We start from the raw sequence: 19,064 nt of genomic DNA, 5'->3' as shown, positions 1-19,064 counted from the left end.
TGCCTTTTAAGGCATGGAGGCTCCCTCTCCTGTTGCGGTAGTGTGCGATACCCATTTCCGTCTTGAGAAAGCGTATCAAGACAGTATGAAATTTATGAGGCGTTTTTAAACTTTAGCCCTTGTACTCCAGCTATACCTTTTATATGGAACTGTCTGTACAGGAATATCAATATCTGGTTTCGGAGATAACCCGTGAGACGGGAGCCAAGCGGGACGGGAGCGGCAAGAACCTTATCGTTCCGCGCTGTCCGTTCTGCGGCAAGCAGGGTGGTAAGTTCGGTATCTATATCGGTAAGGAAAACGTCCGACACAGACCGTTCATGGCACACTGTTTCTCCTGCGGGGCGTCCACCCGTACACTTGCACAGTTATTGGCGGCTATCGGACGCATGGACCTGATGGTTTCCGAAACAACAGACATCTCGGCACCGCTGAACCTGCACCTGCTGGAGGAGGACGAGGCGGAAGAGATAGACGACGAACTGGTGCCGGTCGAATTGCCGGACTTTTACAAGCGCACTTTCCGGCATCCGTATTTGCAGCGGCGCGGTTTCTGTTTCGACGATTACGAGTATTTCCCGGTCGGGATAACCGGCAGGCTCAATCCGCGGTATGCCGACTATGTAACTTTCCCGGTCATCGACTGCGGTATGGTTGTCGGATATGTTTCACGCCATATCTGGCCAAAAGAGGCGATAGACACCTACAACCGCAAAACGAAATACAAAGGTGAATACAAGATACTTCGTTATCGGAATTCCACAGAAAACGATTTTTCCAAACTTCTTTACAACTATGATGTCGTCCGTAAGGACGGTACCGATACGGTCATCGTTGCAGAGGGCGTTTTTGACGTCATCGCGCTGACGCGAAAACTTGAACTTTACGACAACCCGCATATTGCCGCCGTAGCGACTTTCGGAAAGAAAATTTCCGATGTGCAGATTTACAAGCTGCAATCGAAGGGCGTGAGGACTGTGGTTATTGGATATGACGGTGATGCCGTCGAGGCGGTCAAACGGGCTGCGGAACGGCTGAGGCCCTACTTCGAGGTGTTCATCGCAGACATAGCGGATGCCGATAAAGACTGGGAAGAACTGGCGGAAACGGAGGTCTACGGCATCTTTGCCTACCGTTTGCTGTCTGTCCTTGAATACAAACTCAAAAAAGTACAGGAAAGATGATACAGGAACTGCTCGCATGGCTTGATACACAACGGATTTCTTATATACCGGTTGACACGGAGGTGGTGGACATACCCGGGTTCGGACGGCTGTTCACGGCTGACCTGTCAGGTGTGGAATCCATTTTCCGCAGTGACGGCGATAAACTTGTCTTCAATCTGATGGAGAATCCGGCAGTATTGATGGAGGAGGGAATCTACCATGTGGCTTTTCCGTTCGGATATAACTGGTACTATTACGACCTTCGGGAAGAATTCCGTTTCAATCTGTTGAAATACATCGGCCGTCCCGGGCCTCCGGCACATGACATTCCGTTTGTGAATCTTGGTGTCCATACTTCTTACGAACTGCTGAACGCCTGTGGTTCCCTGGAGGATTTATGCCGCAAGGCAAAATGGTCAGGACATACGGCGGTCGGCATTTGTGACCGTAATACAATGGCCGCCACACTCAATTTCCAAAAAGAATGTGCCAAAAACGGGCTGAAACACATCTTCGGCTACTCGCTGACAATGATTCATGAAGAAGAAGCCGTAAACCTGAAAATGTATGCCCTGAACAATGAGGGGCTCCACAACCTGCTGCGCATCCAGTCCGCCGTGATGGTGGTTTCGGAAAACAATACAATCCGTTATGAACAGCTGCTGATGTATGCCGCAGGGTGTGTACCGGTCTTTGCCACCCGATCTGTCTATTGGATGGCCGGACACCCTAAGCAGGTGGAACGGATCCGGAAAGGGTCCGAAGCGGTTTATTACCAGATAGACGCCAACGAATATAAGGCGGACCGTATTGACCGGGAGCAGCTGGAAGCCCTTAAATATTATTTCTGTAATTGCTATGATACCGGGAGGGATCTGTTTACAGTAGAACCGATCCTCCTTCCGGATTGCTATTACATGGATAAAGATGATGCCGCTTCCAAAATTATAGTGAACAAAATTGCTGCAGGAGCCGCACATGAACAAAGCGGGGAACAATATTTCAAAACGGCGGATGAACTATATGACACGCTCCGTCCGCTTTTCTCCGAGAAATGGGACTTCGATGCCCTGTTCGGGCGTATGTGCCGCCCTACGGTGGAGATTGCAGAACGGGCGGAAGCCGTGTTCGAGACCGGACGGATGTTCATGCCCGAATACCGTATGCGTCCCGAAGAAGTGGAACGGTACGGCAATCGCCGCACGATGTTTCTCCGGCTGCTTGATGAAGGGTTGAAACGAAAAGTTCCGGATATGGAACGCTACCGGAAACGGCTGGACGAGGAAGTCTATATCATCGAGTCAACCGACAACGTGGATTATTTTCTTGTACAGTGGGACATGGTGCGTGAGGCGCACCGCCGGGGTATTGCAACCGGTATCGGGCGTGGCTCCGCCGGCGGATCGTTGGTCTCCTACCTGTTGGGTATTACCTCCATCGACCCGCTGAAATACGACCTGATTTTCTCACGTTTTCTTGTTCCGGAACGCTGCGGACTGGTTTGGAAAGACGAGATAACGGTACTGGCTCCGGACATTACGCTTAACAAAGGCGAACAATATGTGGAGATACAATCTGAAAATAAAATTTATCGTCTCTGTGCGGATGCCCGTTTGAGGATTCTCCGCGGCGGGGAAGAAAAAACAATATATGCCGGTGAATTGATTTGCGGTGACGAAATTCTTTTTGACCGCCGAGATTGTTTGTGGAACTTAAAGGAACTCGAAACCCATGAATCCGACTTACGAACACCGCCGTCCCTATGACGGCTGCGACCTTTACCAGGGTGACGCCCTCGAGGTGCTGCCCCTACTGGCAGGGCAGGGCATCGTTGCCGACATGGTATTGTCAGACCCGCCATATGGTACGACACACTGCCGCTGGGATGCCGTGATAGATATTCGGGGGATGTGGAATGCCATACAAAGCGTATCTGCCCCCGGAACTCCCATACTGCTGTTCTGCCAGCATCCTTTTACCAGCATATTGGGCTGTTCCAATCTTGAAAAGCTGCGTTATGAATGGATCTGGGAGAAGACACAGGCGACAGGTTTTCTCAATGCCGGGCGTATGCCGATGAAAGCGCACGAGGACATTCTCGTGTTCTATGACAGGCTGCCCAAATACAACCCCGTCAAAACGGACGGGCACCGGTGCAAGATCGTAATGGCCGACCACCGGCGCAAGTGTGACAGCGGGGAGATATATCGGAAGCATGACAATTACCGGGACTACATCTCCACGGAACGCTATCCGCGCAGTGTATTGAGATTCAAGACGGACAAGCAGAAGTCCTGCCTGCACGCGACACAGAAACCGGTTGCCTTGCTGGAATATCTGATACGCACCTATACCGACGAGGAGGACCTCGTCCTTGATTTTGCGATGGGCAGCGGCAGTACTGCTGTCGCCTGCAGGAACATGGGACGGCGCTTCATAGGCGTGGAGATAGACCGGGATATTTTTCAAACAGCATATAACAGAATAGCCAATGACTGACACCCGGGAAATCTGGGTGGATATCAAAAATTATGAAGGGAAGTATAGAATCAGCAACAAGGGGCGCATCAAGAGCCTGGAACGGCAGGTATCGCATGGCGGTATCACCCGGACACAGCCTGAACGGATCATGAGCCATTGGTGCGGGACCACCTCATATTACGACTGTGTGCGGCTTTATAAGGAGGGCGTCGGGACAAAATTCTCCGTACACCGTCTCGTGGCACAACACTTCCTTCCGGAATGGAATCCAAAGTTGGAAGTGAACCATATTGACGGTGACCGATACAACAACACCGCGAACAATCTGGAAATGTGTACGCACCAACGGAATATGGAACACGCCATTGCGGGCGGGTTCAAACAGGATTATGGAGAGAAAAGTGTGAACGCCAAACTGACGAACGCACAGGCGGAAGAGATACGGGTGAAGTATTTCTCCGGCAAAGCCTCACAGAATACCCTGGCAAAACAGTACGGCGTCAGCCGCCAGACGGTAAGCGCCATTGTTCGATATAAGAAGTATATAAGATGAAAGTGACTCACATTAAAATCAGGAAAGCGGATACCCCTTTGACTGTCATGGATTCGTTCGTTGACAGAGGGCTGACGGAAGGCGGACACGCGTCCTTGCCCGATATCGATGTCGATTACGCTTCCGACCGGCGGCAGGAGATCAAGGACTATCTGGAAGAACGTTACAATGTGAATGGCCGCCAGCGTGTGTTCTCGGCTGGAACCTTTACGACCATGAAGCTCAAGGCAGCATTGAAGGATGTGGCGCGTGTGCACCGCGTGCCGCATGCCATCGTGAACTATATCACAGCCATGATAGATGACGGTACGGACTGGACGGGGCTGTTCATACAGGCGACGACAAACAGGAAACTACGTGAGTTTATCCAGACCTATCCGGAAGTCATTGAAGATGTGCGCGGGTTGCTCGGACAGCCCAAGGCCGCATCCATACATGCTTCCGCAATTATAGTGACACCTGATGCCCGGGACGGCAGACCGGCCGAGTGTTTCGATTACCTGCCTGTCCGAAAGATGGACGGTGCATTGGTGTCGGAATTCGACGGCTACTCGGTCGATGAGATCGGGCTGCTGAAGGAGGATGTGCTGGCGACAAAGGAGCTCGCCAAGCTCAGCGCCGTCATCGCATTGGCCAACAGTCATTTCGGACAGGAACTGTCCATAGGACGTATCACACAGGAGATGCTGGAAGATGGCAAGACGTACCGGCTGCTCGCTGAAGGCAACACACAGAATGTTTTCCAGTTCTCTTCACCCGGCATCACCCGCTTCATTCAGGATGTGCGGCCAAAGTGCATAGAGGACCTGATTGCCATCAACGCCCTGTACCGTCCCGCCACGCTCGACATCGGGGCCACGGAGGATTATATCCGTTTCCGGCGGGGAGAAGTGGCGCCGGTCTATGACTACGGCTGTTACGAGGCGACGAAGAACACGTTCGGAATAATGTGCTATCAGGAGCAGTTCATGTCCATAGCCCACACGCTCGGCGGCTTCGACCTCGGCAAAACCGACCTGTTGAGAAAAGCCATCGGCAAGAAGAAGGCGGATCTGATGGCTACGCTCAAGGTCGATTTCATTACGGGGGCTGTCCGCAATGGCTGCCCGGACTATGAAGCGGAAGAAATCTGGCACAAGATAGAGGTGGCCGGAAAATATTCGTTCAACCGTTCCCATGCCGCAGCCTATGCCCTGACTGCCTACTGCGGGGCTTGGCTCAAGGCCAATTACCCGTCGGCATTCTATACCGTAGCATTGCAATGGGCGGATGACAAGGAAATTCCCCCGCTGATGGCGGAGATGGAACGTTGCTCGTCAGCCAAGATCGTGCCGCCGGACATCAACCGCTCGGGAACGGAGTTCTTCACCGACTACGCTACCGATGAAATATTCTGGTCGCTTACCCGTATCAAACAGATGGGTGTCAAGACGGTGGAACACATCGTTACGGAACGTGACCGGAGCGGGGCGTATACCGGCATTGAGAACTTCATACACCGCATTTTCCGTTACAAGCTCAAAAAGTACAGCTATTGGGATGACCCGGACAACCCGGAGGAGGCGGTGAAAGTGCCCGTAAATGCCCGTCATGTCAAGCACATGGTCCTTGCCGGATGTTTTGACCGCGTGGAAAATGTCGGGGCGGTTACCGAACGATGCGCCCTGCTCGAACGTGCCGCCAGGGAACTGGGATTTTCTCTTTCCGAAAAAGACTTCCCCCCGGATATGCGTGAGAGGCATTTCTTCTGGTCGCAACAGCAGATTGCCGTATCGGGCATCGGCAGTATTGATTACCGACGCATCTTCGACAACTCGGAAGCCCGTAAACAGGTCAGGGGAAAAGCCTCTTACCTGACACTGGACGAGATGGCGCTGGATGAAAACGACGGCCGGAAGGTAACGGTCTGCGCCACGGTCGTGGAGGTCACGGAGCATACTTATAAGGACAGGGAAACGGGAAGCCGGAAACGTTTCGCCAAGCTCACACTCTCACAGAACAACCGCATTACCGAATGTGTCTGCTGGAACGACTACTACATGGAACACCGCGCCGAAATACAGACTCTCAAGGGCCGGGTGGTCATTCTCACGGCTGTCGTCCGTTACAGTGATTATAACGGATGCAATACACTCCAAACCTATAAGAACTCAATGTTATTCATTCAATCCTAAGACATGACACCAAAAACAGAACAGAAAGTATATGTGGGAATCGGGATGGATTTTGAAACCGGCGGTCTGGACTGCCGTGAATGCGCCTGTACCCAGATCGCCCTGCAAGCCGTCCGTTTCGACACCTGGCAGGTGTTCGACCATTGCCAGGCATATATCGCCCCCTATGGCAAGGCGGATGCCGGACTGCCCCGTCGCAAAGTGTTACGAACCCGCCACGAACAGGTGAAGGAAGCCGGGGTTGTCCCCATGAAATATGAGCAGACAGCATTGGACTATTCCGCCATCACAATGGAAATGTTACGTACACAAGGGGTGGATATGAAGACGGCGGCCGGAGAAATCATCGCCTTCGCCAAACGTAGCGCCTTGTCGAAAGGCAACCAGTGTAAACCTATACTGATCGGACAGAATGTCACTTTTGATATCGGTTTCTTACAACAATTGATGAACTATGCCGGGCTGGTTGCCGAGTTTGAAAAAACTTTTGCCGGAACGAAGGACTATTACGGTAATTTCCAGCCCCACTATATCGATACGCTTACAGTAGGGAGGCTGGCATTTGCAGCCGATCCGGAAGTGACTTCTTACAAATTGGAGCTGATCGCCTCCCGATTGGGAGTGGAATTGAATGATGCACATGATGCGGCTGCCGATGTAACGGCCACACTTGACATACTTGGTATCTATACCTCCCGGTTACGTCATGTGGAAAGGGGAGCAATCACAATACAGACAAAAGAGAAAACCCGTAAACACTTTAAAATATGATGACGGATATCAATAAAAAAGATGCGAAAGACATTCAGCAGGGCCCGATTCCGGAAACCATCACGTTTCATACTGCAGACCGTATGACATATGGGGCATTAGGTTATGACGGCAATGAGCTTATGGCGTTTATATCGGGCTATGACCTTGAAATTAAGTTCAATTTGCGGATTATAAATTCACTGGCGGATGCCGAGGCGTGTGCCGACGCGCTGGCACAAGTGTTTTATGAAGCACTGATGGAACAATTAATTAATGAGAAAGCGGATTTTGTAAAACCTCATCACTGGAAACCCGCTACTCTTTCAGAAAAAGAAGGAAATGAAATCAGACAAGATAATGGACATGCCGGATAAACCGGAAGGAAAGCCACTTACAGAACAGGAACTGCAATTTTGCAACCTCTATGTGAATGGCGGCCTGGAATATGCGGGACGACCGAAGAAATGTTTCGTGGAAGTGTTTGGGGAGAATGCGGTAAAGAATCCTAATGCTTCCGCCAACTACCTGATGAACAAGCCCCATGTATTGGCACACATCAGGACATTGCTGTCTTCGGAACGCTTTGAAATGGAAACAATGGCCGTGAAACTGCAAGTGACCGAAACCCTCAAAGCCGTCATGGACGAGGCGGCCACTTCGGACTATACGGACCGTTTCGGAGTCCCCCTCTCTCCTGCGGCACTTAGGGCCGTGTCGGTCAATGCCGCCAAGGCGCTGATGGAAATTTTCCCCATCAGGCACAAGGAAGAGAGCCGCTTGCGCATAGAGGGTAATGACGGCAATGTGATTTTTAATGTAATTGTACCCCAAAAAACGACAGAAGATGACCAGAGGGAAGCATAAGATTGACAAACAGGAGATAGCCTGGTGGACTTATCTGGCAATCATGGTCGCATTGATTGTCTATGGATTTTGGGATAGCACGGCGGCAGAACTCCTGCTCAGGGCTATCAAGGACGCATACACTCTTTTAATGGAATAATTATATGGAACAATTCAAGGAATTTGTAATAAAGTACTTCAAGGTTATTGTAGTGGTACTATCGTTTTCACTGACGCTGTACATACAACATATCAACAACACGGCGCAGATTGCCAGGTTGGAAACGAAATGTGCCGGTATGGAGACCGAAATCAAAAACCAGTATGACCGTATTAACGCCATGAAACTGGACAAGTCTGTTTTTGAGGCCACCATGATGCAGCTCAATACTTTACAAAATGATCTGCATGAAATTCGCGCGGATATCCGTGAACTGCTCAAATGCCAGGGACCGCACAAATAGAAACATTTAGGAAAGACCTGTTATGATAAAGAATGCATATGTCACCATCATCTTCTCGCCCGAACTCTCGCAAATGAGATTGGACGAGCTGATTGGTCGCCGTGGTATGGTCGTAGAGGACCTCTCACAAAACAGAGAGACGAATTATGGCGGTCTTGTACTGTTGGAAGAAACTTATATGGATGAATTCCTGTGGTTCATCCCCGAAGAATCCATATCTTATGAATAAATTAAATGGAATATTATCAACAGCCCTTCTTCTCCTCGGAGGGATTGTCTGGCTGCAACACAGACATGCGGTATATCTCACTGAGGAACGCGACCGTTTCCAAATGAACAATACTGCGCTGCTTTCCTGTATGAAAAGGATGCAGATCGATTCTGCAACGATGGCCCTTGAAACAAAAGTATTGCGACTTACTGTGGATGAATACAAAGAGTACCGGGCCGAAGACGCTGAAACCATCAGGAGGTTTGGAATCAAAATCAAGAAACTCGAAGCAGCCGCACGGCATAAAATAGAGGTAAGGGTACCGGTTGATGCCAGTATCCGGGATACACTCATTATCCGTGATTCCATTTTCCGGGTCAGACAAAAAGTGGAAATGGTAACGCCACATATACAACTGACTGGTTTGATTGAGGACAGACATCTCAGAGGGGATATAAAAGTGCCAGTGACTATCCATCAGGCTGTGTGGGTGGAATACAAAGGCTGGTGGCTTTGGAAACGGATTAAAGCAATACGACAAACCATATCAAGCGACAACCCGCATGTGGAGATTAAATATTCAGAATATATAAAATTTTCTTCTTCATAAATGTGTATAAAATTTGGCATTTGTACATTATCTATAAAAATCTCGTTATATACTAATCTACTGATGATAAAAATATAACAAATCTGAATACAATCGGCTTAAGGATACTGTCAGAACTGACTTCCGTATAAGGAACGTCTCTGTATTCGTCTTCGATTTTCTAATATAAAATTGATATTATTAAAACGAATAAAGATATGGGGTAAAAAAACAAATAATAGGACTGAAAAGGCAATAGATATGGATTATCAGACAATTACATTTGCAAAATAATTGCTATAAAGTAACTTTGATTATACTCAGGAAAAGAATATGAGACTATTATGTATGAACGGGCATTCATCCGATTTAAATGAACAAATGGATTCTGACTTTGGATTTGGTTGTTACCGGCTTGACAAGGATGACATATACCGGGTTGATAACAATAAATCATCATGCACTCTTTTCATGATTGAGGGTGATGTAAATTGCGATTTGGGCGAAAGCCAAGGACTACGGATTGTACAGGGCCGGATGATGTTCATTCCCCAAAACATGAGAATCCGGATAAGGGCTACGACCTGTTCAGAATGCATTCTCTTGTTCTGGAACAAGAATATGAGTATTTGTGACAAATTATTTTTAAGATCATTGTCCATCCTGGATGCAACAACAGATACGGATGATATGATTATTCCGATTAAAAGACCTCTTCTGGAAGTGTTGGGATCTGTCAGAACATATCAGGAAACAGGATTATTGTGCAGGCATATGCACTTGCTGAAACAGCAGGAACTGTTTGTTGTATTAAGAGGCTTTTATACCAAGAAAGAATTGACGGCTTTTTTTGCTGCATCAGCTGAGGCCAGACAACGGTTTGAGAGGTTTGTTCTGGAGAACTATAGGAAAGTGAACTCTGTCAAGGAGTTTGCTGGTTTATATTATGTTTCAGAACGAACTTTCAGCCGGAAGTTTCATTCTTGTTTCGGAGAAAGTCCCTATAAATGGATACAAAAAAAGAAGGCGGAACAAATAAGGGAAATAATCAGAGATTCAGAATTCTCCTTAAAAATAATAGCCAAACAATTCGGGTTCAGTTCGCTCGCCTATTTCACGACATATTGCAAAAGAGTATTGGGAGTGTCTCCCAGCCAGTTGAGGAGGAAAAATAACCGAACTGACAAATGATTGTCTATTCGATTATACATTAAAACCTGTTGGTGGAATTAAATTGATAAAAGATTTATATATAAAAAGTTATATATATTATTGATATTTAGCAGATTAAAGATGGGAAAACTTTTAATGGACAAATATCGTATGCACAACCTATATACAATATTCGCAAAAATCCTGAACATATGTAAGCAAATAGCCGGAAATTTAGTATGAATCAAGAAATGTACCAAGACGAGGAGTTGTTCCCTAATTCTCAGACCTTGAAATAGTGGCATTGAACATGACATCAGAGGCTGTTGGTATTGACAGTGAGTCACTGTTGTTTGCAAAGCTACAAAAGTATAGGGTTGAAATTCCCAATCTCCCGCAGACAATACAATGACAGACGTAAAAATACTTATCCCCTATGCAATGAAATCCGAAAAAGAATGGCTTCAGAAATGGATAGAGGTGAGGGTTATTTTTGCATTGATTCGAAGCCGATAGAAGTATGTCGTTTTGCTCGTTCCAAGCGTTGCAGTATGGGAAAGAAGGATTTTGAGAAAGCACCTTTAATCGGATACTGCGCATCACAAGGCATGTATTATTACGGATATAAACTCCATGCGATCTGTGGGTTAAGTGGAGTCATCCATTCTTTTGACCTTACCAAGGCAAGTGTGCATGACATTCATTATTTGAAGAATGTGAAGGTGAACTATAGTAATTGTACAGTCATAGGGAGCAAAGGATATATAAGTGCCCAAGTACAATTGGATTTGTTTGAAACAACCAATATCAGATTGGAGGTACCATACAGGTGCAACTAGAAAGAATGGAAGCCGACATTTCCAGCTTTTGCCAAAGCGAGAAAAAGAATCGAAACCCTATTCTCGCAATTGTGTGACCAGTTTATGATTATGAGGAATTATGCGAAAGATACAGACGGATTGTTTACCCGGATTGTCGGGAAGATTAGCGCACTTACAATCCTCCAATATATTAACTACAAAAATGAAAAAACTATTGGCAGAGTTAAATATGCGCTATTTTAATTCCGCCAACGGGTCATCTCTTGTATTAAGTGAGAATCATCACTTTCCATATCAAATATTTTATCGAGCCCCCTATCTGCTTGCTCCCATAAAGTATACGCTCCTTCAAAACCCAACTGCTGAAAATAAGTAAATCTTTCATTTTCTGTCATGTTTTTAAGCTGCCGGAGCGTCTCGCTATACGCTTCATCTCTAAAATGAAGAACTGGCATATTCAAGTACTCACTAGCACTTCCCGTTTCTTTTACCCACATATCCATTGTTGAAACCTCAACATCTGGTATGGTTTCTTGTGCAGAACCGATAAATTCATTTTCGCTATTCCATTTTCACAGTGTATGATTTTGTATTAAACAATTATTTTATTTAAAAGGCTTTACTTTAACAGTAACCTTTTCCGTTTTATTAGCATGGTTATAAAACACATTACTACAACTTTGAAAGATGATCAAACATCCGAACAATACAAATACTATTTTCTTCATAAATGATACTTTTTATTTAAACAATCCATATATTATTTCTTGTAACAATCCACCAAAATCCATTTCCACTTTATGCTTTTTAAATTTATAGTAAGGCTTTAAGATAGGAGTAACTCCCCCACGTTCAAAAGGATATTCACGATAACCCCTTATACCTAATTCCGTTCCAAAAGAATCCGTTATATCGAAAGCAACACTGCCTCCGTAGTCATTACGGCTGAATGAAGTAACAGGAGTAAATAAAAAACCGCCAAATACATGCAAACTCATTCGGGAATTAAAGGAATAAGAAAGTTTACCCGATATACCAAATGTTTCATCCACATGGCGAGGAGTACTCAACTTCATTGCATGCAATGCAACATCAGCAAATAAATTATCTGACAATGATTTGTTATATCCAATAGCAGCATAGTTAAAAACACCAATACCAATTAAATTCATTTGGCGTCCCATGCCGTAAACGTGACCATTCCACAATGGGGCTATTACCCCCGACACATTATATTCCCCTTTATGTAAAGGACTTTGGTCTGTGTAAAAAAACGGCCCACCCTTCTTGAATTGAAGAGTAACACCGGAATTTGCAAAAATAACAGAATTTTGATATTCCCAAATAGGATATTTAACCGAATCAACTGCAAAATCTTTGTGAAAACGCAAATACCGTTTTCTCACAGGATTCATATCAACCCACTTCGATTCTTGACAATACATCCCAAGAGGACACATGATGATCCAAAACAAAACAAATACTGCAAAACGAATTAATGTAGTCACCTTTCTATACATATTGATTTTCATCATTGTGCCCAAAGCATGAAAATAAAAGCATCACACACAAGGGCTGTAAATAAATCCACTGTCAATTTACATTTCTGCGATATTTATTTAAATGAACAATTAGGATTTTTGTACGATCTTTTTACATAATCCTTTAACAGATAGCATAAACGAAAAAACTATTACAAAGCATTTTGTATAATATTCCTGTTCGAATAAATCAATAAGCAGTGGGATTATAATGAATGTTGATAGACAAAAGATCATTATCAGAGTGCTTTTTTTCATGTTTTGGCAAAAAATAGCAACTCCTACTAAGGCACCGCTCCACCCATCTAAAGCAGTTCCCGATACTGTACCGATAACAGGTAGTGTGACAGTACCAACTCCTGCACCACCAACCGCACCCTTTCCGGATTATCCATTGAAATATTTATCACTTCTTGAAGGTATCTCGCAAAAAGAACATGATTAGAGCCACACATTTCTTCAACTGTGTCATCGGAACATGAACATGAAATTAAAAACATAATTGGCAAAATCAATAATATACATACTGTTTCATAATTAATATAATTAAGGTTAATACTGAATATGTTAAAAATCAAAAGTACCATGTTTATAAGAGGAGCGAGAAGGTTTATAATAATCCTCACCCGGGGTCTGGGGTTGTATGAAATCCTGTCTGAATACTTCTGTAGGATTATCTGTAATTAAATTTGCATCATGGGTGTATATGTTAAAATAACACTCTGGATCTGTTTTTTGGTTATATGGTCCTTCTCCCACAAAAGTAAATTTGTAGAAACCGATCTTTTCCCCGTCTTTTCTGACCGTAAGATACCGGACATTACCAGTACTTATCGTTTTAAATCTCAATCCATTTAATGATGAATATCCCTCCTCTATAAAACATTCATTCAAATAGAGTTGTTTTTTGCAAGTAAAAGGCAATTCAAATTTTCCACCTTCAGCTGGTAGAACAAAAGGATTCTGTTCCGAATGGATTTTATACACAAATGTCAACTTCCCTTTATCTATAATTAGGGGAATTTTGTCTACTTTTATACCATTAATAGTAGAGTAAGAAATCTGTAGATCACCATTCAAAATTTTATCTTCCTTATTAATATTTGAGGTTATATTTAACACAACTTGATTACCATTTATTTTTGTCTCTATATCAGAAAAAAGAGTTTTATCAAATTCTATCGAAACATCCTTGGGAATAATCGGAACCTCTGAATCTAAAATATCATCTATCAATGTTTTTTGAATAATTGTAAAAGTAATAGTACGTTTCTCCCCCAAACAACTAAATGGTTTAGATACGTTCTCACTTGGCAGCAACTGATATTCAAAAATTTTATTATTTTCTTCTTTTTCACAGGAAAATAATGCCAAGGAAACGAACAGAAGAATGAATATTTTTTTCATGTTAATACAATTTAGTTTTTTACAAATTAAAGGATTTTTCCTGTACAATAAAATACCTATTGATTGGTATTTTATTACAAATAACCATTCAATTTCATTATTATGCCCAAAGCATGAAAATAAAAGTATAACATACAAGAGTTTTAAACAAATCCACGATCAACACAATAAAATAAATCGTTTTTGCATCTTTGCGATATGCATTTATGCAAAATCATACAAATTTACTTATCAGTAAAATACCCATTAATTAGTATTTCATTGACAAAATGAAATGTACTTTAAAAGCCAAAAGTTATATTCAATTCATTACCTAAATGCCTATCCAATATAAATAATGCGTTTAGCACCAAGAAACAAACAGAATAACACAAAATCAGCCTTTAAAGGAATGTATTACTATTATAAAAGACAGAATTATTCGGGAGATTCCCTACTCTAAAAAAGTTAAAGAAAGAAAATGATTTAAATAAATATTAGTATAATAATGTCATCAACGACACAATATCCAATTTGTAAATTATACAATAAACAATAGTTAAGAAACCAAAGACTGTGCAAAATCAAACAAGTAACAAAAGAATAATACGTTAAATAAAGAAAAAAAATACCCAATTTTACTTTTTAGGGTTTAAAATTGGATGTCACTCTTGCAAACTTCTTATTATCAGTATTTATTATGGAGTACATTCCTGTACAGTTGGGAAGCTATATGTTTTCTTCACTTCCCAAAAGCTGCGTAGTAGCTCGGAAAACTCATTAGCCAGCATATCAAGTATTTTTTTGATCAGATGAAACTTGTCTCTTTTCTGAATTGCACCCGGAAGGCAACGGCTTATGGCATCGGCATAAGTGGCGGACTTGCCTCTGGTAACAAACTGTATTTATTGCTTTTCTAATCAATAGCTATCCAACTCTTCACCCGAACAGCAGTCCAGCAGTGCAATGATCTGATGACTATGTTGATTCACAACCACACTCATATAAGTGTGCCCTTCCTTTTTAGCTGCGTCATCGATTCCTATGGCTGTAGTATGGGAAGTCGTTTTTAAAGATACAGAACTTATTCTGTCTAAAACTTTCTGTTTTTTTCGTCCATAATGGGGAGCTATACCGGCTAAGGACTCGCTGAAAGTGCGTACACAGTGTTTACAACGAAATCTACGGGCTTTTACAAGAAGAACAGTACTCATGTTAAAGCTTTCAGGTGCCTGGATATGAAGGAATAATAACTATGTACGTGTTGGGTTCTCCGGCCGCAATAAGGGCAAACGGAAGTCTTGCGAATACTGGATAAATGAACTGACATGTGATTTCCATGTATCGTCAGATGGTTCTGTTTGAAGCCAAGCGCGACAAGACGGATGGAGACAAGGCTAAAACTTTTATTAGGTTGAAGATTGTTTAATGATTCTTTTTCTTTATTTTTGCCGAAAACGGATATGTTTGGACACATACTAACTAGATGCTTTGGTTAGCTATAAAGTTACTAAAATACAAGCATATATGCTATTTTTATTACTATATAATATATTCATTTATAACTAAATAATAAAATAAAGACAAGGCATATTTAAAAATAAAACAGCACGGAATTTGACGAAGACCCCCGCGCAATTTTCAGCAGTCCACAATGCTGTGCCGTCAAATAACTCGCTTGGTCACAAAGAGTAGTTTTCTACTAAAATATCTGACATCTGATCAAAATATTACCGAATTTTCTCGTAAATGTACCGGGCCAAACCATAAATATATCGGCGGAATCCGGGACGATAGTAGAGTAATTGACTGAACCATTCAAGATGCTTGTCGAATAATTTCACCATAATTCCTACAATAATCATGGATATAAGAGTACCAACACCCACTACCTTCCATTGCCATGTACCAAAGTAGAAATACCCCCAAGCTACCGCTATAACAACCAGAGTGATATCAACCATGATTTTAGCTTTGGCAAATGGAATATCGGTAGCTTTGCCAATTGCTACTACAATACCTTCACCTGGCATAGTGACTGAGCCGCATCGTATCTCTAAAGAGATGCCTACGGCAAGCAGCACGCAACCGATTAGTTGTACCACCACTTTCCATAATATGGTATTACATACTATAATTGATGTAAGCCACATATTAACATCTAATAGGAAACCGAAAACAAAACCAATAATAAATTGGAAAAGTTGCATCCGTGGGAAACCTCGGCGGAGGATGAGAATCTGAAGCCCGATAAAAAGGATGTTCATCATGTAAGTATATTCTCCAATCGTAAATTGGGGAGCCATGCCGGCTTCTCCTGCGAGTGTCATAACAAACGGGATGGCGGCAATCACACTACTGCCTAAATTTGACCGTACACAGAGGGCTACTCCACATGCCATTATGAACAATGACACAATGAGCAATAAATGTTGCCATAAAAACGAGATGATTCTTTCTTTCATGAAAAAATAAAAATTGGCTGCATAATATCGCAGATTATAGGAGATTTATTAAAGTCCTCAATTTGGAGATGACAAAATATTAACAACTATAAAACCTTCTGACATCCATTATCTATTACTATTACTATATTCCTCCCTGCTCTATTTTATAATCTCACCATGTCTTTATTTTATGTTCATGAATATGGCAAGAAAAAACAAGTAACACAGTCCAACATCATTGGACTGTGTTACCGGATATGATTTATTTCCTGTATCCGCATTTAGGACATATACCTTCCTCATTCAGTGCAACACCACAAAGAGGACAGCGTTGAATCTTATTTTTTGTAACAAATTCAGCAGAAGCTGCATTTACTCCGCTTGTGAATGTAATTTTCGCTATATTCAGTTTGTCTTTAAGAAGAGCGTATACGATCTTTATCATGCCCTCCACAGTCATGGTTTCTTTTGTCACCACAAGACGCGCGTCAGGGTATGCCGTGGCCAACTCGGTCTTGAAAGCCTCACCCTTCATTGTGTTTTGAGGATTTCCATTCTTGATACCTTGTTTTTCATATACCCCAAGAATTGCGGGTAAAAGCGGATCGTCCTCCCTGAGAATTAAAGCATGGTCAAAGTTTTTCAGCACATTCCATGCTATTTTCTGGATTTCATTACAAGGATATACCATATTTACTCCCGTATTTATAGTATCCTCCACTTCAATAGTCAGAACACCGGTATGCCCATGAAGATACTGGGCTTCTCCTCGAAAGCCATAAAATCTGTGTGCATACTGTAAATCAAATCTTGTTATACTTCTCATATTAATATTGGTTATTGGTTATTGGTTATTATTTTCACAGCGACAAAAGCTATGAATATTATTATAATGAACTTCTATATCAGATTATCCCCAACGGAAAGAACCAGCTCCCATCAGCATTTGATCTATAAGCTTTTAGAGGCTAATAATATTAAATTAATATCTTCCTGAAATAATCTTCGTTATCTATATTAATTGTCATATGCAAAGTTCGGAAATCGTGACTATTACTCCATGTTCCAAATGGAACCGTGTTTGGTTAATTACAACACAAACAATACATTGTTGGAAACTCAAAATTATCACCAAGTGTGATCTGCATATGATTATAGTAATAATAAAATAAACAGAATTTAGTCCGCTTGCTTTTTTATAGCAGTACAGTTTTGAGGACGGGAGTTTCTGGTAGCCAGATATACGCCCGAGAGAACCAAGACGATTCCGACTATCGCAACTGGGGTCACTTCCTCATGCAGGAATATAGTCGCCCCGACCGTTGTGGCAAGAGGATTCAGATAAAGATAGTTGGATGCCTGTATCGTCCCCAGTTGTTTTACGACAATATTCCACAACAGATAACAGGCAGACGAAGCTATGACACCTAAAAAAAGGAGATTGCTCCACACTTCACTGTCCAGCAATACAGCAGGATCTGTCAATGAGGGCAGAAAAAGGAAAGTGGGAAGAATTGTTATTATGCCATAGAAAAATATTTTTCTGGTGATGAAAGCCGGAGAATATTTCCGGGTGAGACTCCGAATAACAAGACTGTAAAACGCCCACGACAGGGAAGCCAGAAGAGTCAGTAAATCTCCCAAAGGTGATATCCGAAGAATGAAACTTCCGTTGAATATCAGCAAGCCTACACCCAACAGAGCGATAATAGATCCGTATATGAAGCCTCTTGAGACCTTTTCCGTCCGAACGGACAATACGGTCAGAACAGCTGTCAATAATGGGGCCGTACATATGATGAAAGAAACATTTGAAGCCTGTGTCAGCCCCAGAGCCATGTTCTGTAAAAAGAAAAACAGGGAACCACCCAATACTCCGCCACCCACCAGACATAGCTCATCTTTCAGATTACGGGCAAAAAAACGATGGAAGGAGATAGGACACACTGCAGCATAAGCCAGCAAAAAACGGAATAGGAAAATCTCCTGAGGAGACAGACCATGAACTATTAGAACCTTGGTGGAAATAAAAGTCATTCCCCATACCACGACGACCATAACAGCGGTCAGATGATAAAATATATGTTTCATTACAATTAAAATATTTTTAATTCTGATGTACATGCTTTTTTGCTTACAGTCAAATTGATACATATCCAGCTGGATATCCCGGCTCCTTGGAACGGACTTCCATCCATACCAATCTGTATGACAACGGGCTTTTCAATCCACACCTGTTCAAAACATAAGGCCCGGAAGAATATTATTTATACTTCCATACAGTTTGCCGGATGTAAAGAATAGGGAACAGACTTTAACATATTCACATTAAAGCGGCGTGAAAATAATAAAATAATGAAAGGCAAATACGGATGAGATCAGGTGTTTTCAAAATATGTCTCAAATATAGTAGATATTGTCTGCTTTAATAGACTTGAGAAATACATAACCTATCGAAACTTAGAATGGGAAGTCTGATTGTA

Annotated in this window: 21 protein-coding genes and 1 pseudogene; 15 read left to right on the top strand and 7 right to left on the bottom strand. The window is 42.9% G+C overall.

What is annotated here, in order from left to right:
* The first annotated feature begins 143 nt into the window (after window positions 1–143).
* The 14 genes and pseudogenes from RE317_RS03400 to RE317_RS03335 all read left to right on the top strand — a co-directional run bounded on the left by RE317_RS03400 (window position 144) and on the right by RE317_RS03335 (window position 11,450).
* Window positions 144–1,184, top strand: a complete 1,041-nt coding sequence (locus RE317_RS03400; protein ID WP_303266154.1) for a toprim domain-containing protein — start codon at window positions 144–146, stop codon at window positions 1,182–1,184.
* A complete protein-coding gene (locus RE317_RS03395; RefSeq protein ID WP_303266153.1) occupies window positions 1,181–2,932 on the top strand; it encodes a PHP domain-containing protein in 1,752 nt (583 codons plus the stop codon). Before RE317_RS03400 ends, RE317_RS03395 begins: the two co-directional genes overlap by 4 nt.
* 34 nt (window positions 2,933–2,966) lie before the next feature.
* Complete coding sequence (locus tag RE317_RS03390) at window positions 2,967–3,665, top strand: site-specific DNA-methyltransferase (protein WP_303266152.1); 699 nt, start codon at window positions 2,967–2,969, stop codon at window positions 3,663–3,665.
* On the top strand, window positions 3,658–4,200 hold the full coding sequence (locus RE317_RS03385; protein WP_234168279.1) for an NUMOD4 domain-containing protein: 543 nt from the start codon (window positions 3,658–3,660) through the stop codon (window positions 4,198–4,200). The genes RE317_RS03390 and RE317_RS03385 overlap by 8 nt, the downstream gene beginning before the upstream one ends.
* Window positions 4,197–6,374, top strand: a complete 2,178-nt coding sequence (locus RE317_RS03380; protein WP_234168280.1) for a DNA polymerase III subunit alpha — start codon at window positions 4,197–4,199, stop codon at window positions 6,372–6,374. Before RE317_RS03385 ends, RE317_RS03380 begins: the two co-directional genes overlap by 4 nt.
* 3 nt (window positions 6,375–6,377) lie before the next feature.
* Window positions 6,378–7,145 (top strand): PolC-type DNA polymerase III, encoded by a 768-nt coding sequence (locus RE317_RS03375; protein WP_195588906.1) that lies wholly within the window; start codon window positions 6,378–6,380, stop codon window positions 7,143–7,145.
* Window positions 7,142–7,501 carry a hypothetical protein gene (locus tag RE317_RS03370; protein ID WP_229101754.1) on the top strand — a complete coding sequence of 120 codons (360 nt, stop codon included), beginning with the start codon at window positions 7,142–7,144 and terminating at the stop codon, window positions 7,499–7,501. Before RE317_RS03375 ends, RE317_RS03370 begins: the two co-directional genes overlap by 4 nt.
* On the top strand, window positions 7,467–7,991 hold the full coding sequence (locus RE317_RS03365; RefSeq protein WP_195588903.1) for a hypothetical protein: 525 nt from the start codon (window positions 7,467–7,469) through the stop codon (window positions 7,989–7,991). The genes RE317_RS03370 and RE317_RS03365 overlap by 35 nt, the downstream gene beginning before the upstream one ends.
* Complete coding sequence (locus tag RE317_RS03360) at window positions 7,972–8,130, top strand: hypothetical protein (protein WP_195588899.1); 159 nt, start codon at window positions 7,972–7,974, stop codon at window positions 8,128–8,130. Before RE317_RS03365 ends, RE317_RS03360 begins: the two co-directional genes overlap by 20 nt.
* A gap of 4 nt (window positions 8,131–8,134) precedes the next feature.
* Window positions 8,135–8,434, top strand: a complete 300-nt coding sequence (locus tag RE317_RS03355) for a hypothetical protein (protein ID WP_151849367.1) — start codon at window positions 8,135–8,137, stop codon at window positions 8,432–8,434.
* Between the two features lie 22 nt (window positions 8,435–8,456).
* Window positions 8,457–8,663: a hypothetical protein gene (locus RE317_RS03350; RefSeq protein WP_195588897.1), complete on the top strand. Its 207-nt coding sequence runs from the start codon at window positions 8,457–8,459 to the stop codon at window positions 8,661–8,663.
* Window positions 8,656–9,255, top strand: coding sequence for a DUF6549 family protein (locus RE317_RS03345; protein WP_303266151.1), 600 nt, complete (start codon window positions 8,656–8,658; stop codon window positions 9,253–9,255). Before RE317_RS03350 ends, RE317_RS03345 begins: the two co-directional genes overlap by 8 nt.
* A gap of 312 nt (window positions 9,256–9,567) precedes the next feature.
* Complete coding sequence (locus RE317_RS03340) at window positions 9,568–10,425, top strand: AraC family transcriptional regulator (RefSeq protein WP_303266150.1); 858 nt, start codon at window positions 9,568–9,570, stop codon at window positions 10,423–10,425.
* 57 nt (window positions 10,426–10,482) lie between these two features.
* Window positions 10,483–11,450, top strand: a pseudogene (locus tag RE317_RS03335) (IS982 family transposase).
* On the opposite strand, the gene RE317_RS03330 reads toward RE317_RS03335, so the two are convergent.
* Entirely contained in the window at window positions 11,447–11,710 is a 264-nt protein-coding gene (locus RE317_RS03330; protein ID WP_303266149.1) for a DUF4848 domain-containing protein, read from the bottom strand. The pseudogene RE317_RS03335 and the gene RE317_RS03330 sit on opposite strands and share 4 nt — an antisense overlap.
* Window positions 11,711–11,947: 237 nt before the next feature.
* Entirely contained in the window at window positions 11,948–12,727 is a 780-nt protein-coding gene (locus RE317_RS03325; protein WP_303266148.1) for a hypothetical protein, read from the bottom strand.
* A gap of 232 nt (window positions 12,728–12,959) precedes the next feature.
* Between RE317_RS03325 and RE317_RS03320 the strand changes: the two genes are divergently transcribed.
* A complete protein-coding gene (locus RE317_RS03320) occupies window positions 12,960–13,193 on the top strand; it encodes a hypothetical protein (RefSeq protein WP_303266147.1) in 234 nt (77 codons plus the stop codon).
* Between the two features lie 122 nt (window positions 13,194–13,315).
* Here RE317_RS03320 and RE317_RS03315 read toward each other — a convergent pair whose 3' ends face one another.
* From RE317_RS03315 to RE317_RS03295, 5 genes are all read right to left on the bottom strand, one after another.
* A complete protein-coding gene (locus RE317_RS03315; RefSeq protein WP_151849434.1) occupies window positions 13,316–14,155 on the bottom strand; it encodes a hypothetical protein in 840 nt (279 codons plus the stop codon).
* 899 nt (window positions 14,156–15,054) lie between these two features.
* Window positions 15,055–15,348, bottom strand: coding sequence for a hypothetical protein (locus RE317_RS03310; protein ID WP_151849435.1), 294 nt, complete (start codon window positions 15,346–15,348; stop codon window positions 15,055–15,057).
* A gap of 516 nt (window positions 15,349–15,864) precedes the next feature.
* Window positions 15,865–16,599 carry a YitT family protein gene (locus RE317_RS03305; protein WP_151849436.1) on the bottom strand — a complete coding sequence of 245 codons (735 nt, stop codon included), beginning with the start codon at window positions 16,597–16,599 and terminating at the stop codon, window positions 15,865–15,867.
* 244 nt (window positions 16,600–16,843) lie between these two features.
* Complete coding sequence (locus tag RE317_RS03300) at window positions 16,844–17,407, bottom strand: 6-carboxytetrahydropterin synthase (protein ID WP_151849437.1); 564 nt, start codon at window positions 17,405–17,407, stop codon at window positions 16,844–16,846.
* Window positions 17,408–17,760: 353 nt separating this feature from the next.
* Entirely contained in the window at window positions 17,761–18,678 is a 918-nt protein-coding gene (locus tag RE317_RS03295) for a DMT family transporter (protein ID WP_303266200.1), read from the bottom strand.
* Window positions 18,679–19,064 lie beyond the last annotated feature (386 nt).

The organism is Phocaeicola sp. GP0067 (genome assembly GCF_031119655.1).
Taxonomy (GTDB): Bacteria; Bacteroidota; Bacteroidia; order Bacteroidales; family Bacteroidaceae; genus Phocaeicola; species Phocaeicola vulgatus.
Note: the sequence above shows the minus strand (reverse complement) of the source record. Positions and strands in the feature narration are given on the sequence as shown.

Bases quoted from the DNA above. Each gene is read 5' to 3' on its own strand.
- RE317_RS03380 (WP_234168280.1), top strand. From the start codon at position 4,197: ATGAAAGTGACTCACATTAAAATCAGGAAAGCGGATACCCCTTTGACT.
- RE317_RS03385 (WP_234168279.1), top strand. From the start codon at position 3,658: ATGACTGACACCCGGGAAATCTGGGTGGATATCAAAAATTATGAAGGG.
- RE317_RS03350 (WP_195588897.1), top strand. From the start codon at position 8,457: ATGATAAAGAATGCATATGTCACCATCATCTTCTCGCCCGAACTCTCG.
- RE317_RS03315 (WP_151849434.1), bottom strand. From the start codon at position 14,155: ATGAAAAAAATATTCATTCTTCTGTTCGTTTCCTTGGCATTATTTTCC.
- RE317_RS03365 (WP_195588903.1), top strand. From the start codon at position 7,467: ATGAAATCAGACAAGATAATGGACATGCCGGATAAACCGGAAGGAAAG.
- RE317_RS03400 (WP_303266154.1), top strand. From the start codon at position 144: ATGGAACTGTCTGTACAGGAATATCAATATCTGGTTTCGGAGATAACC.
- RE317_RS03330 (WP_303266149.1), bottom strand. From the start codon at position 11,710: ATGGATATGTGGGTAAAAGAAACGGGAAGTGCTAGTGAGTACTTGAAT.
- RE317_RS03300 (WP_151849437.1), bottom strand. From the start codon at position 17,407: ATGAGAAGTATAACAAGATTTGATTTACAGTATGCACACAGATTTTAT.
- RE317_RS03370 (WP_229101754.1), top strand. From the start codon at position 7,142: ATGATGACGGATATCAATAAAAAAGATGCGAAAGACATTCAGCAGGGC.
- RE317_RS03340 (WP_303266150.1), top strand. From the start codon at position 9,568: ATGAGACTATTATGTATGAACGGGCATTCATCCGATTTAAATGAACAA.
- RE317_RS03305 (WP_151849436.1), bottom strand. From the start codon at position 16,599: ATGAAAGAAAGAATCATCTCGTTTTTATGGCAACATTTATTGCTCATT.
- RE317_RS03320 (WP_303266147.1), top strand. From the start codon at position 12,960: ATGAATGTTGATAGACAAAAGATCATTATCAGAGTGCTTTTTTTCATG.
- RE317_RS03395 (WP_303266153.1), top strand. From the start codon at position 1,181: ATGATACAGGAACTGCTCGCATGGCTTGATACACAACGGATTTCTTAT.
- RE317_RS03310 (WP_151849435.1), bottom strand. From the start codon at position 15,348: ATGAGTACTGTTCTTCTTGTAAAAGCCCGTAGATTTCGTTGTAAACAC.
- RE317_RS03325 (WP_303266148.1), bottom strand. From the start codon at position 12,727: ATGTATAGAAAGGTGACTACATTAATTCGTTTTGCAGTATTTGTTTTG.
- RE317_RS03345 (WP_303266151.1), top strand. From the start codon at position 8,656: ATGAATAAATTAAATGGAATATTATCAACAGCCCTTCTTCTCCTCGGA.
- RE317_RS03355 (WP_151849367.1), top strand. From the start codon at position 8,135: ATGGAACAATTCAAGGAATTTGTAATAAAGTACTTCAAGGTTATTGTA.
- RE317_RS03360 (WP_195588899.1), top strand. From the start codon at position 7,972: ATGACCAGAGGGAAGCATAAGATTGACAAACAGGAGATAGCCTGGTGG.
- RE317_RS03375 (WP_195588906.1), top strand. From the start codon at position 6,378: ATGACACCAAAAACAGAACAGAAAGTATATGTGGGAATCGGGATGGAT.